General features: G+C 37.3%; 9 protein-coding genes and 1 riboswitch. Of the genes, 2 read left to right on the forward strand and 7 right to left on the reverse strand.

The window, feature by feature from the left end:
* Window positions 1–21: 21 nt before the first annotated feature.
* Together ACICP9_RS02660 and ACICP9_RS02665 are read right to left on the reverse strand one after the other, a co-directional pair.
* Entirely contained in the window at window positions 22–3408 is a 3387-nt protein-coding gene (locus tag ACICP9_RS02660) for a UvrD-helicase domain-containing protein (RefSeq protein WP_395498633.1), read from the reverse strand.
* A complete protein-coding gene (locus tag ACICP9_RS02665) occupies window positions 3405–6059 on the reverse strand; it encodes a PD-(D/E)XK nuclease family protein (protein ID WP_395498635.1) in 2655 nt (884 codons plus the stop codon). Before ACICP9_RS02665 ends, ACICP9_RS02660 begins: the two co-directional genes overlap by 4 nt.
* Window positions 6060–6487: 428 nt before the next feature.
* Between ACICP9_RS02665 and ACICP9_RS02670 the strand changes: the two genes are divergently transcribed.
* A complete protein-coding gene (locus ACICP9_RS02670; protein ID WP_395498637.1) occupies window positions 6488–6844 on the forward strand; it encodes a DUF4383 domain-containing protein in 357 nt (118 codons plus the stop codon).
* An 82-nt stretch (window positions 6845–6926) separates the two neighbouring features.
* On the opposite strand, the gene ACICP9_RS02675 is transcribed toward ACICP9_RS02670, so the two are convergent.
* From ACICP9_RS02675 to thiM, 5 genes are all read right to left on the reverse strand, one after another.
* Entirely contained in the window at window positions 6927–10643 is a 3717-nt protein-coding gene (locus ACICP9_RS02675; RefSeq protein ID WP_395498639.1) for a hypothetical protein, read from the reverse strand.
* A 218-nt stretch (window positions 10644–10861) separates the two neighbouring features.
* A complete protein-coding gene (tenA, locus tag ACICP9_RS02680; RefSeq protein ID WP_395498641.1) occupies window positions 10862–11512 on the reverse strand; it encodes a thiaminase II in 651 nt (216 codons plus the stop codon).
* Complete coding sequence (gene thiD, locus ACICP9_RS02685) at window positions 11505–12341, reverse strand: bifunctional hydroxymethylpyrimidine kinase/phosphomethylpyrimidine kinase (RefSeq protein WP_395498643.1); 837 nt, start codon at window positions 12339–12341, stop codon at window positions 11505–11507. The genes tenA and thiD overlap by 8 nt, the downstream gene beginning before the upstream one ends.
* Complete coding sequence (gene thiE, locus ACICP9_RS02690; protein WP_395498645.1) at window positions 12328–12969, reverse strand: thiamine phosphate synthase; 642 nt, start codon at window positions 12967–12969, stop codon at window positions 12328–12330. Before thiE ends, thiD begins: the two co-directional genes overlap by 14 nt.
* Entirely contained in the window at window positions 12966–13835 is an 870-nt protein-coding gene (thiM, locus tag ACICP9_RS02695; protein ID WP_395498647.1) for a hydroxyethylthiazole kinase, read from the reverse strand. Before thiM ends, thiE begins: the two co-directional genes overlap by 4 nt.
* A riboswitch (TPP riboswitch) is annotated at window positions 13825–13932 on the reverse strand. Its footprint overlaps the gene before it by 11 nt.
* A gap of 80 nt (window positions 13933–14012) precedes the next feature.
* Between thiM and scpB the strand changes: the two genes are divergently transcribed.
* Window positions 14013–14606 carry an SMC-Scp complex subunit ScpB gene (gene scpB, locus ACICP9_RS02700; RefSeq protein WP_395498649.1) on the forward strand — a complete coding sequence of 198 codons (594 nt, stop codon included), beginning with the start codon at window positions 14013–14015 and terminating at the stop codon, window positions 14604–14606.
* The last annotated feature ends 3 nt before the right edge of the window (window positions 14607–14609 follow it).

Raw genomic sequence — 14609 nt, forward strand, 5'->3', positions numbered from 1 at the left:
TATTTTTGTAATAAACTAAATTTATTGGCTCGATTCAGTGATAGACACTTCCGTAAATTTCCACTCGCACCACAATGAGGTGAGTGGGAAATATAATCCACAGCGCGTCTGGCGGGCATAATATTGTGTATCCAACAACAGTGCTTGCGCATAGCGATTCAATTGTTGTTGATGTTGTTGCATGGCGTGTTTTAAAAATTCTTCGGGTTTATTTCCTTGATAATCCGTCGTTTTATAATCAATAATCCAGTGTATATGAGTAATGGGATCAATAAACGTTCGATCGATGACAAAGTTTTCCAATTTGCCATGGAGTAGAGCAGTTATTGCATATTCTGATTGTGGTGAAAGATGCTGCTGATTTAAAATCCAACGCCCGCGCGGATCGGCTAAGGTTTTTTCTAAGCAAGTGTTGAGTGTCACTAAAGCTTGCGGTAGATAGGAGTCTAACAGGCCGTATTGTGTCAGTAAACTGCCTAACATCGCTTGTGAGGTACTTATTTTTTTTCTATTCCATCGGTCTAAACCATCTTGACTGATTTGATATAATAAACGATGGATGACCGTTCCTAGTATGCGTTCTGGATGTAAGAGCCATTGATAGGAATAAGCGTTGATTTTTATCTCAGCGTGTGTCTCAAATTGATTATTAGGAATAGACTGCCAATCGGCGGGTAAACGTTTTAATAAAGGTTGAGCAGGTAGATTTGTACGAGTGGGTATGGAAGCATTGCTTAACACGTCTTTTGCCTGGATGTCTAAAACCGGCCATAACTGACTTAACAAAGATTGTGGCGCCGGGGATTTAAATTCTCCAGAGGTGTCTTTTGTTAACGTTGCTAATAGATGTAATGATTTCTTGGCGCGAGTACAGGCGACATAAAGCAAACGTGTTAATTCCGCGGTGTTTTTTTTATTTTCTTCGTGCAACAGATAATTATAAATTAAATTTTGTTCTTCATGACTGGCAGGTATCGGTGCCAGTAAAAAATCTTTTTTTTGTTGCCCAAGCATTTGTTCACTATACAATAATAAAGGGCAGGGTTCAGGACGGCTACGACGATGTAAACCAGGTAAGATCACATGATCAAATTCTAAACCTTTGGCTTTATGTAGTGTCATGACTTCGATTGCTTGAGCGCCAGTTGTCGAGGTGGTTTGTGTGTAAATGTGACTTAATTCATCACCTAATTTAAAAGAATCGAATGATTCGCCTTCGACTTTAATTTTATTATCTAGAAAATTTAAATAAGCCTGAATATCATCCATTTCTTCCCAGTTTGACAAAGTGGTAGACCCGCCTAATTGTAACCAGGTTTGTTTGACCCATAACGGGAAAGGAATACGTCCTTGTTGTTGCAAGCTTTGTTGTAAAATCGGCACGATGCGGCGTAAACGTTGTTTAGTTTCTATGCTAAGAGAAATTTTTTCAAATTGCTGGAGTTGTTGCCAAATACTAATAATCGTTTGGTTTTCATCATTAAATTGTGTAATTTGATAAAGATCGCTTAACGATAAGCCGCAGTAGGGTGACCGTAATAAGGCGAGCCAGCTGATCCTATCACCTAAGTGATGCAGTGCTCGGGTTAAGCTTAAAAGATCCTGCACCGCTGATTTTTCGGCGAGACTGTCGATCTCTATGGCTTGATAAGCAATTGCCGCGCTGCGCAAGGCAGTTAAAATGCTGCGTAAATGGCTACGTGCACGGACTAAAATAGCGATTGAGCCGGGATGATCGTTAAGTTTAATTTTTTGAATAATTTTTATGATCTGATCGGCTTCTGCGGTTTCTGCCGAGGCAGAATCATTGGCGAGTTGCCAGTAGGTATCTACGGTATCCGTTTGTGTCGCTTGTGAGTAAGCATTAGCGGCCGAGTAACAGACTGCGCCGGATTGCATATCTTGTGTGGCGGGTAATAACTGACTAAAATGCCGATTGACCCAATCGACGATGCCAGAGGTCGAACGGAAGTTAACAGTTAAACGTAACGTTTGGAGTTGCAATGAACCGATGCCTTGTCGTTGTACGTCTAAAAATAAACTGACTTCGGCTTTGCGAAATCGGTAGATCGATTGCATCGGATCACCCACTAAAAATAATGTGCGACCATCTTGCTTTTCCCAGCCGGCAATTAATTTTTCAATTAAATGGAATTGCGTACTGGAAGTATCTTGAAATTCATCCACGAGTAAATGTTGAATTTGATAATCTAAAGCCAAGGCTAAGTCAGTGGGGTTTTCAGGTTGTCCTAGCGCAGCGCTTGCGGCGAGTAAGATCTCGGTATAATCGACTTTTTTCTGCTGTTGAAAAATGAACTTTAAATGCGCCACTAAAATCGGCAATAATTCAAAGAGTGACTTGAGAATCTGCCATTGCGCCTCTGAGTAGTGTTGAGGTGGTGCTCGGTTTAAAGCAATTAAAGTTTCTTGTACTAAGTTTTGTTGACTTAAGTGGGTAATTAAATTCAATAATTGTTTTTTTAGTGTTTGAATTTCAGTTTTTTCGAGATTATTTTTTTCATTAGCCGCAGCAAAACCTTCAGTTTTTCGTAATTGTTTACGCCAGGTGTGGGTTTCCGTTAACAATAAATGACCCGCTGCTTGCCAAAATTTTAAATCATTGTGCTGAACTAAAGGTGTTAATTGGCGCTGCTGTAAGGAAAAATTGAGCAATTGAAAAAGTTCTTGTGCAACGTCTTGACTAATGAGTTGATTTAATTTTTCGACCAATGCTTGATTAATGTTAAATAAAGCGTGTTCTAAGTCTTTGCGTAAATCTTGTTGATGTTGCAATAAATAATCTAACCATTGTTCACGTCGCGTTAACATTGGAATGAATAAATTTTCTACGCGTTGAAAATCATTATCGAGATGACTCAATAAATGACTTAATGAGGCTTGCCAAGGCACTTTATCTTCGAGCTGGTTGAGTAATTCATGTGTGGCTAAGCGATATAACCATTCAGGATTATCGACGGGTGTCAATTTTTCACCTAACCCAGCAAGTAAAGGCATTTGTCGAGTTAAGGATTGGCAAAAACTGTCAATGGTGAGTATGCGCAGTCGATTGGGATTGCTTAATAAATTCCAGTTTAAGGCTTGATCCTGTGCCAGCACTTTTTGGGCTAAATAATATCGTTCGTTATTTTTACTAGCGATTGGTTCAATGTTTTGTGCTTGCTCTAGGGCGTGCATAATCCGTAAGCGCATTTCGTTAGCGGCCTTACGTGTGAAAGTAATCGCAATGATTGATTCTGGGCATGCTACGCGCGCCAATAACACCAGATAACGGCGAACTAATAATTCTGTTTTTCCGGATCCAGCGGGTGCTTGCACAATAAACGATGCGTTAGGATCGAGTGCTCGCTGGCGTTGATCCGAGTCGACTAACTGGAATGGAGATTTCATGAGACTGTTACATTAAGTTGCAGAGAGTTAATACGACAAAGTAACTGCAAATCGCAATGTCGACAGGTGTGAGCACCCTGTTTCGGATTAACTTGCGTAATCCCCTGTTGAAATTCTATGGCGAGTTTTTCTAAGGAAGCTTGCCAATGTTTAAGTAGGTCTGGCCAATGGTTTAAGACGACGGAAGTTTTTAATTTTTTTAAGGGTGTGAGTTGCTTTAGTGCAGTTTCTTCTGCACTAATTCCTTGCAGTGTAATTTTATTACTACGTAGATGTAGGATGGCAAAGCTACGCACGGTTTCTGGATAGCTTAAACAATACAACGGTAATTGCGGATAATCACAACGTTCTTCCAACCAATCTATTTTACTCGGTTTGCCGGTTTTATAATCAATAATCATAGATTCCATTGGATTAAGCTGATCAAGTCTATCGATGCGTAATGACAGCAACAACTTGCCTAGTGTTAATTGTCGTTTGTTTTCATGTTGTGTTTGTCTGAAAGTGGGTCGTTGTTTTTCTAAATCAATGAGGTTATTTAATAAAGATTGCAAACGTTGTCGTTCTAGGTTAATAAAATGCGTTTTAAAAACAAGCGGTCGTTTTTTACTAAATAGGTTTAAACTATAGTTAATTGCTGTATTGATGTGTTGATGGAGCGCGCGGGGTGTTAGCGCTAATAAGGTTTCTTGATTTTTCACCTTATTCCAAAATTGTTCCAAGATTTGGTGTAGGAGTATGCCACGTTCTCGTGCGTTAAGTCCGTTTTGCGGGAATGGTTGAAAACGTGCTTTTAAACGCCAGCGCGCAAAGGCTTGAAATGGGCATGCCGCTTGCGATTGCAAGAGCTGTGTACCAGCAGAAAAGCTATCTGCATCAGCTATTGCCACGGATTCCTCAGTGTAATATTCCCATTGTTGACTAACCATTATTTTTTTAGCAAAAGTTTGGTAGCTGGGTAGACTCAGATCACTTAATTCAGTCTCTGGTATAGATTTAATCAAAACACTAGGACATAAAATCTGATCCAGATGTTGTGCCGCATGACTGAAAATAAGAGTTTTTGCACAGGCACGTAATTTTTTTGTCAACATCGATGCAAAATAATATTCACGTTCACTGGAGGCATAAGGTATTTGATAGGTGCGCTGTAAAGCATAAGGAATAAAAGGATTAGGCTTTGCAGCGGCTGGCCAGGTTCTGTCATCGAGTCCCATCACCCATAAGGCATCAAAATACATGCCTGCCGTATCCAGTAATCCTAATACTTGAATAGGCGGTTCATGCAATGTCTTAGTTTGAAATAAGGTATTCGCAATTAATTCATGTAATTGCTGTAATGCTTCTGCATGTGAGATTTCTCCAAGAATAAAATCTAAACTAGCCAACTGAGTTAATAATTCAGACCAACGTTCCAGCAATTGAAATTCGCTACTGATTAATACACGTTCTCCAGGCCAAGAAAAAGCATAAAGTTTTTTAGCAAAATAGTCTGACCAAAAACTGGGTTTAGCTAAAAAATGGATAGGATATTTCTTTATTAAATGAATGAGATGAGTGATTAAATGACTAAAAAGAGGACAGGCTTGTTGCTGGCTGAGTTTAAGTAGCTGATCTAAGCTCAGTTTATTCTCAGCAGTGCAACGCAGATAAATATCAAGTTGTGCACGTTGTGATTGTTCTTGTTGAGAACCTCCTACGTAGGGTGAGCGTAATAATTGATTGATTTTCGGAAATGCATTGACGGACTCTAAGCTAAGAATGTGAGTTGCGGTTTGAATTAATGTAAATTCAGACAGTGGATTACCCGCAGCAATATTAAAGGGAGGAGGATTGATGCTCTGAGGCGCCAATTCAGTAAATAGGTCGGTAAAGGTATTAAGTAAATGAGTACGTTGTTCGACTAGATTGGGAATAACACAGCCGATATTTTTTTTACCTTGTCGCCAGGATTGATAAGTCCAGAGTGCCATGTTATGACATTCGGTTTCTTTATCGCTTAAGCGTAGACGTTGTGGTTTAGCGCTTGGATAAATCGGTGCGTAATGATCGATGTGGCAATGTAGTTCTTGTAAGACGCCGAGCAGTTTTTGGTATTGTGGGTTTATTTCATTAAATCCTATCAGAAAAATACGCTGCGGAGGGTTTAAAATTTTCTTGTTAAATAATAGGATCAGATGATTAATGACACTCGATAAATCAATATAAGCCTGGCTTTGGCAAAGATTTACGAAATGATTGGCCCATGTTTGCCAGGTTTCGGTTTCATTACATTGTTTAAAAAGAGGAGATCGGTAATCAAGTTGCGTTTGCTGTACTAATTGCCAAGCTTCCTGGGCTTTCTTTGCAGTATGGGCCGTATCTAAAAAAAAATAAGCCGATTGCTGAATAATCGTTTGCCATAGTACACATTCCTGGTGTTTGTTGAGTAAGCGCAAAGAGAAACCGGTTTCTTCAATGAATTGTTTTTCCCAAAGCGTTTCTAACCAATGTGTAAAAGTAAAAAATTTCGGTGTAGACCAAATTTGTTTTTTTTGTTTTTGTTGATAATGCGCGTAAGTTTTCTGTAAAAAAGGAATTAAGCGTTTATTGCCTGTTAGTAATAAATCATCTGGATTTAACCGATTGAAAAGTTTGTTATAAATTTCCATAGACTACCTATTGACAACGCTAAGTTTAGCTAAGAATGGTCAGGACTTTTGCACAAGTCAGCTTAATTTAATTTATTCTATGCAATCTTAACAGCATTAAAAGTAATTTTCTGATTGACAGGAAATAACTATTTGAAAAAAGACATTTTTTTTCTTTTGTTTAAAGCTTGTACAAATTGTAACGATGACTTATAAATAAAGGTTTTTACTAGCTTCCCCCAACGCTGTCCACAAAGTTATTCACAGAATCTGTGGGTAAATATAGATTTGTCATCCTAATGCCTAATAATTAAACATTTTTAGCGATCAGAGTCATCTTATTTAAGACGTATGGCTTATTTGCTAATTTTTAAAAGTAAACTATACTCGAGACTTTGGTAGCAAAAGCCAAACGTTGTAAAGGGAGTTTCAGCGTGTTCTTAAGAGGTATGGCCTTAATCTTTGCTATTGTTTTTATTCTATTAGGCTTATTGGGCTTCATTCCAGCGATTGCTCCCAATCATGTATTGTTCAATTTTTTTACGGTTGCTATTTTATTGAATCTTTTTTATATACTGGTCGGTCTGCTTGCTTTGTCTGCTAGTGGTTCTATCTTTTATGCGCGTTTGTATTTTAAGCTTTTTGGATGCATCTTTGCTGCGGTAGCGATTTGGAGTTTTGCCATAAATGGTAATCTAGGTATCGTACACATTACTATTTCCGATAGTTTTTTCTATCTCTTGATGGCTATTATTGCACTTTATTTGGGTTTTACGAGTAAACTTCCTCGAGCCTACCCGCATTAACGCTTAATTTGTTTCAATTTGATTCACTTCGTGTCAAAGAAAATACGGATTTTCTTTGACTAAAAAATTTTAAATTAAATGTTTATAGATGGTAAGCCGGCACATCGAATTGACGATGTACGGCATCGTTTTCCAAAGTTAATTCATCTACTTCCTTAGCCTGCTCAGCCTGCTTATAGCTTTCTTGGTAGGCAGCAAATAGATTACAAAGAGGAGGATAGGAAGATAAAATAGAATACTGGTCTTTGAGTTTCATTAAAACGGATGTTTTATCCATTTCTTGTGTAACTAAAGCTTTTTTTAAGGAGAGTGCTGCTTCTATTTTTTGCGTTGTAGAGTAGCGCCAATTAAAAAATGAAAATTTAGTGGTGTAGATTATTTTCTGGGCTTTTTGCTCTTCGAGTTCGTTTAAATAACAGTCAAATAACTTATCAGTAACGAGTTGCAAATTATTAGGCCTTTTAGCAAAATAATCTTTATTAAAATAAATTAATAATAATGCTGAGCAATTCAATAGAACTTTATCGACTAAATTTTTATCAGCAGTCGTTTCTATTGACCATCGAGAGATCTGTTCGAATATAAAATAGGCGGATAAGCCACGAATAGGCATTAAGGCTTCACTATTTTCTGAGTTGGCAATAAAGTTTAAGACTTTTTTCATGATAAAAGGATATTGGGAGCATGCCGTCTGGAAAATATAATTTTCTTTATCGTCTTGTTCTGTTAGTAAATCAACGAAGATTTTGATCCCCAATATTTCAATATGGTTATCTATAAACTTTAACAAGACGTTAGCTGCCGTCCGATCGTTGAGTTGAGTAATGACTGACAAGACACTTTTTTTAAAATTATAACCACCTCCAAAAAACAACGCCATGGCTGCCGCTTTATCATGAATTTTTTTAAAAACAAATTCATATAGGGCATCGTTACTGAAATACTTAATATTTTGAGCTAAAAAATCTAATAGGAGATCAATCACATTAAGTTGGTAAGTCGCTGCAGTCATTAATGCATTAACGCCATATTCGTCGTGTGCTAACAGTAGTTTATTAAGAAAGGTGAATGAAAGCATATGAGTTTGTTTTTGGATAAAATTGAGAATAACTTTGACAGCTTCTGGCTGATACCGTGCCGCTATCATTAATGTGCTCGTTTTATTTTTGTCATCGGCTAACAGAAGATTGCTAATAAACGTCGATGAAAAAAACTGAGGGTGATTTTGGATGAAATTTAGGATATGTTCGACAGCATCCGGCTGATTACGCGCAGCTAACATTAAACTATTGTATTCTAATTCATTTTTTTCAAGGAGTAACTGAGGTAAAATTTCCCTAAGAAAGAGCGGAGAGTGTTTTTCAATATATTCAAAGCTAAATTTTAAAGAGGAGGCTTTATCTCTGGCTAATAGCATCAAAAACGTTAAGCTCAAGTCGTCTTTTTCTAAGAAAATTTTATTTAAAGTGAAATATACGATCTCTTTTGATTGCGTATTAATAAAATTAATAAGAGAGGCCATGACTTCAGGATGATGACGTGCTAGCATCAAACTATTGTAGCCCTTTTTATTTTTTGTCCACACTATTTTTTCTAAGTAGGGTTTAAAGCTTTCAGACTTATTACTAATAAAGTTTAAAATAGGGAGCACAGAGATAGGTTGGTATTCAGCGGCAAGCATTAAGCAATTATAGTTATCGGAATTGTTATCTATAAAAAATGCGGGAAGATTTTTTACAGGAAAAAAAGCAATGTTTTCATCAATAAATGCAAGTATAAATTCTAAAGCTTTAGGCTGATAACGTGCGGCTAACATTAAAATAGTAAAATTATTTTGATCTTTTGTTAAAAACATTTTATCTAAAATTTTAGAATCAAAATTTTCAATATTGGCAGAAATGAATCTTAGAATAGAGTAGGTGGCATCGATTTGGTTTTTTACCGCTAACATCAACGCCGTACAGGTTCCATTTGAATATTCAGTAAATAAGAGTTTACGTAAGATTTCACTGTCAATTTTTATATGATTGGTTATAAAAGATAAAATATTTTGTACACGATCAGGATGATCGCGTGCTGTTAAGGTCACAGCGGTATAACTATCCTTTTGCTGCTGCGTAAATAAGTGGCGTAATGTATCATTTGCAAAGCGTCCAATATGGGTCGTTAAAAAGTTTAAAATAGTGACCATCGCTTCGGCTTGCTTGCTTGCGGCTAACATTAACACATTGTAATTATTGGCTTGCTTTTCTAAGAAGAATTCTTGTAATAGATGATCATCTAATTCTTGGATATGACTTCCTATAAAGTCCAGTATCATTTCTACGGCATCAGAATGATGCATAGCGGCTATCATTAACGCATTCAAATTAGTTTTATTTTTCATTAAAAATATTTTTTTTGGTATTTCAGCATCGTGGGCGGTAATAATGCTTGCATGCGTTCTGAGAAAATCTAGGATATCCTTTACCAGATCAGGGTTATTAAATGCAGCTAACATCAATGGGTTAAAGTCCGCTTGATTTTTTGAAACGAGCAAATCAGCTATTTTTCCAATGATAAAATTTTTACGGCGTAAATCTAAGTGAAGGATTAAATGAAAACCTTGCATAATTTCTGAGGAATATTCACGACTAATTCTTAATTGTCGTGTCAAATGATCGATGAGAGCTAGAGAGTTTTTAGTAAAAATATTCTTTTTGCTTAACTGTAGGTAATAATTTGGAAATCGAGTGCTTAATTCGACTAATTGTTCTAATAAATCAGAATATCTTTCTTCTTTAAGTAGTTGGGAAATCAGTTCTGCGGTTTCATGGACGGGAGTTTTTTTTAAGAATAAATTATAACAAGCACTATCAAACAATGTTTTTATTTTCGGATTGGTAAAATACTTTTGATGAGATAGCGCATTGTAAAAAGATCGATACAATTTTTCCCAATCGAGATTAACAAAACTAAAAATTGACGGATCTTTTTTGTCATAAAAAGCTTTAAAATACTTTTGCCAATTATTTTTATTATTAGGAATTTCATTGATATAGTTAGGTAAAAAACGTTTAATCAGACTAACGATCTTTTTCCTCATTTGCAACGTTATGCCATGCTCATTATTTTTCTCAATTTCTAATTCGGGAATGAATTCTATAAATGCAGTGATTAATAAACTGGGTAAATTAAAAGGCGTGAAGTTTTTATAAAATGTTTGTTGCAAAGTACGTCTAATTAAAGTTTCTGATAAATCGCCTGAGTAATGGTCCTCAGGAAAATTGGCTTTTACGCCTAAGCCATCGCTCGCTGCAATGACACTAACGCGATTCCAGGCATGAATCTCCTTTGTTAGTGTTGAGGCGACTTCTTGAACTATTTCTTTACGTACGGCGCATAGTAATTCGCCTAAATTGCGCGGCTTGTGAAATGAGTCAACAATAATATTAACGCGGTTATGAAAACCTTCGGTGCAGTGTAGTATTTCGTCAGTTAATTGACTAATGATAGCGTCACGATTATCCGTCGAAAGTATATCTAATTCTGAGTCTAAATTTCCTTTTAAGCGATGATAAATAAGTTGTAATTGTTCTCGCAGAGATTTTTTGGCACGGTAATCGGAGGTTTCATTTAAATGATGATCTAAAATATTTTTTGGTAATGTGCTATCTGATTGGCAAATAATTTCTTGGAAATCATCTAGCCAATTCTCAGCTAAAACGGGTAGTTTATTCGTATTTATTTCTGGTGCAGGTTCAAAAGAAAAAACAAGATTTTTGTTAAAGGCAGGATCCACTTGATATTCATTTAACATTGATTATCCCTCTATGTTATGAAAAAACAATTAATTATTTAAGTAATTTTTATTTTACTTTTTTTATTGTTTTACTTATAATAAAATATAAGAATATCAGGTCAATTTTATATTCACAATAGCATTAAGATTAAATTAATTAAATTAAATAACTTATATTTTAAATAGTTTTTAAATGAAAAAAGATAAATAAATAAGATTAGAAAATATATTTTATTTTAAATCGGCCAGTTTTGTTGTGAGTAAGCGCCTTGCCAAAAATGCCATTCACACAAACTGGCTTGTCTAAATGCGTAGACCATTTTTTGTTTACAGGAAATGCTGGCCTGTGTGGCAAGATCATTTAGGGTCGCTATCATTAAGTCAACCGAATGATTAAATTCATGACTTGAATATAAATCGATCCATTCTTGATAAGGATTATGTGAAGTTTTTTTAGCATAAGCACGTTGTCCTACCTGTTGATAAATCCAAAAGCAAGGTAATAAACTTGCAACGGCTTCTTCTACTGTGGCGGTACTTGCCATTCGTAACAAATAATTGGTATACATAAAACAAAAAGGACTTTGCTTAAGCGTTGTCGAAGTATGGATAGCATATTTTTTTAGAATGTTAATATGCAGATCGCGTTCGGCTTTAAGTGCATCCATGGAAAATTGAATGAATAATTCACTTTGCTGATCGTGTGGCAGCCGCGTTGCGGTAAGCGCAAGTGCTTTAGAAAAATCGACAAGGTATAAGGCATCTTGGCTTAAATAAAAGGTAAATTTTTCAATAGGGAGTGTCCCTTGAGCGAGCTCTTGATTAAAAGGATGCTGATAAATTTTAGGCATGATATCTGCAACAGCATTTTTTAGTTCATCAAACATGTTGTGCGACCTTATCTAGAAAATAAAAATGATTGACTGGGCCCTGACCATGACCGAGATTAAAATTTTTTGCCGCTAAAATACATTGCGTCAAATAGTGTTTTGATCGGGCAATGGCAGTATATAAATTCTCGCCTTGTGCTAAATAAGAAGCAATTGCAGCGGATAAAGTACATCCGGTACCGTGAGTATTTTTAGTATTTATCCGTAACGTTTCAAAACGATGTATTTGTTTTTGTGAATTATCATAAAAAATATCTGAAGAATGTTTCGTGTTGAGATGGCCGCCTTTAAGGAGTACTGAAACTTTATAGCGTGTCGCCAGCAAGATAGCGGCGTCTTGCATGCTGGATTCATGAGTAATTTTAAGTTTTAAGAGGGATTCGGCTTCCGGAATATTGGGTGTAATCAGTGTCGCTAAAGGGAATAAATCAGTGACTAAAGCGAGTATGGCTTGCGGTTTTAATAGCACATGACCGGTTTGAGAAATCATGACCGGATCCAGTACAACATAAGGGGGTTGATATTTTTTTAGATTACGGCTGACTAATTGGATAATATTTTCATGATAAAGCATGCCAAGTTTAACAGCGGTTATGGATAAATCGGTGAACACGGCATCAATTTGTTGTTGAATAAAGTCTAATGGAATTTCTTGTATTGCAGTAACAGACTGTGTGTTTTGTGCGACTAAGATGGTAATGATACTGGCCGCATAACTTCCGGTGGCTGAAATAGTTTTGATGTCGGCTTGTATACCAGCACCGCCGGACGGATCGGTACCCGCTATACTGACAACTTGAGCTAACGAAGGGTTAAACGACGACATACGAGCTTTGCAAAATAGTTTGCGCTAATTGTTGACTCATAAGACGGGGTTCGGCGGCTGAAAAGATAGCGGATGCAATAGCCACGCCAGCCACGTCTGTGGCTAACACAGAGGGGATGTTTTCTAGATTGATACCGCCGATTGCTACGACAGGCGCATTCAGTATTTTATTAATTTGTTTTAAATGAGCAATCCCGATCGGCGGTGTAAGATATTTTTTGGTTTGAGTCGTAAAGATTGGGCCCACACCAAAATAGTCACAATCATAATGACGACATTGCTGTGCTTGTTGAATGTTTTCTATCGTAAGGCCAATAGTTTTTTTATGGCCTAATTGTTGACGGACCACGGCATAGGATTGATCGGTTTGACCAATATGCACACCATCCGCATCAATGGCGAGTGCAATATCAGGGTCATCATTGATAATTAAAGGAATATTCCGTGATCGTAATAAACGTAATAATTGTTTACCCGTGTTGATGATGTTTTCGCGCTTTTGATTTTTCATGCGTAATTGAACGCAGGTTATGTGCTGGTTTAGGACGAGTTGGACGGCATCGATTATCGAGAACGGTGCGCACGCTTGTTCATCAGCAAGCAAATAATAGGAATAATTTATAGTCATATGGCAACATTTGGCTTAAGTAAACTTTGTATCTCTTTTTTTTGTACGGTATAAAGACTATCCAATAAATAATTGTAAAAACTTCCCGGTCCATTCGATTTTTTTTCGGCAACTTCGCTAACGAGTCCCATCCAGGCCATGGCATGAATGCAAGCGCTAAATTGATCTGGGTTTACAGCTAAAAAGCTAGCCATCATAGCGGTTAAGGAGCATCCCATGCCGACTACTTTAGTGAGTAGCGGGGTTCCATAATCGAGTGCGACGGAACTTGATACACTAACAATAAAATCAATTTTGCCACTAATAACGACGATACATTGGTGTTGCTGAGCTAAGGCGAATGCAGCGCTAAGTGCATTTTCACTGGCATGTAATGTATCAACCCCTTTGGTTTTGATTGAACTATCTCGCAAAGCCATAATTTCTGAAGCATTACCACGGATAATGTCAACACCGCGCTCGAGGATAGTTAAGGCCGAAGTGGTACGATAGGCACTTGCGCCCGCGCCCACCGGATCCAATAGGATTGGAATACCGCGTTTTAAAGCAGCAAGTTGGGCATACTCTATGCAAGATAGCCAATCATTATCGAGTGTGCCGATATTAATGACTAAGGCTTGTGCTATTTGAATAATATCATCTAACTCTTCTTTGGCATGTGCCATTATCGGCGCAGCACCTAAGGCTAGTAACATATTAGCCGTCGTTGGCATAACGACCCAATTCGTAATATTGTGGATTAATGGCTGGATTTGACGGATTTGCTCAACATCACGGAATAGCGATTCTAAGGTGAATGCACAGGCACTAGAGGTAGACGACGAGGGGTGTGCTAACAACGTACCTAAACAATTTTTTGTTTTCATGACACTTCTTCCTACGCAGGTTCTAACCCGATCAGGTTATAAGGGTTGAATGAATTAACATTCTCTCAGCCTGTTAAAGGCACCCCTGGTGACTTACTTTATTAGACATCAATTAATGGGTTGGATCAAGTTGTTTGGGCAATAGCCAGCTTATTGTTAAGCTGCTATAGTTTGCTTATGGAAAACCAAAGGCTTAAATCAATATGTGAAGCAGCTATTCTTGCGGCCGGCGAACCGGTGAGTTTGAAGCGTCTTTTGGATTTGTTTACTGAGGAAGAGCGGCCTAATACATCGACGCTAAAAAAAACTCTACTGAATCTTGCCGAGGATTATCATGATCGCGGTATCCAATTAAAACAATTAGCGAGTGGTTATTGTTTTCAAACGGCTAGTCCACTCAACGTGTGGGTAAAACGACTCTGGCCGGAAAAACCTCCCCGTTATTCACGAGCTTTCTTAGAAACCTTAAGTATCATCGCTTACAAGCAACCAGTGACACGCGGCGACATTGAAGCGATACGCGGTGTAGCGGTGAATCCCAATATGATTAAAACTTTATTGGAACAAGAATGGATACAGGTGATCGGACAACGTGAAGTACCGGGACGACCTAATCTGTATGCTACATCGACATTATTTCTTGATCATTTTGGCTTAAAAGAGTTAGCAGAATTACCGCCTTTTCCCTTACCTGGGATGAGTGAATCTCCCGAGCGACCACATGTGGCCGATAATGAATCCAAGGCTTCACTCGATGTCCTGGATAATTAGGTT

The sequence above is a fragment of the Rickettsiella endosymbiont of Litargus connexus genome, assembly GCF_964277335.1.
GTDB lineage: Bacteria > Pseudomonadota > Gammaproteobacteria > Diplorickettsiales > Diplorickettsiaceae > Aquirickettsiella > Aquirickettsiella isopodorum.

Bases quoted from the DNA above. Each gene is read 5' to 3' on its own strand.
- ACICP9_RS02660 (WP_395498633.1), bottom strand. From the start codon at position 3,408: ATGAAATCTCCATTCCAGTTAGTCGACTCGGATCAACGCCAGCGAGCA.
- ACICP9_RS02665 (WP_395498635.1), bottom strand. From the start codon at position 6,059: ATGGAAATTTATAACAAACTTTTCAATCGGTTAAATCCAGATGATTTA.
- ACICP9_RS02670 (WP_395498637.1), top strand. From the start codon at position 6,488: ATGGCCTTAATCTTTGCTATTGTTTTTATTCTATTAGGCTTATTGGGC.
- ACICP9_RS02675 (WP_395498639.1), bottom strand. From the start codon at position 10,643: ATGTTAAATGAATATCAAGTGGATCCTGCCTTTAACAAAAATCTTGTT.
- tenA (WP_395498641.1), bottom strand. From the start codon at position 11,512: ATGTTTGATGAACTAAAAAATGCTGTTGCAGATATCATGCCTAAAATT.
- thiD (WP_395498643.1), bottom strand. From the start codon at position 12,341: ATGTCGTCGTTTAACCCTTCGTTAGCTCAAGTTGTCAGTATAGCGGGT.
- thiE (WP_395498645.1), bottom strand. From the start codon at position 12,969: ATGACTATAAATTATTCCTATTATTTGCTTGCTGATGAACAAGCGTGC.
- thiM (WP_395498647.1), bottom strand. From the start codon at position 13,835: ATGAAAACAAAAAATTGTTTAGGTACGTTGTTAGCACACCCCTCGTCG.
- scpB (WP_395498649.1), top strand. From the start codon at position 14,013: ATGGAAAACCAAAGGCTTAAATCAATATGTGAAGCAGCTATTCTTGCG.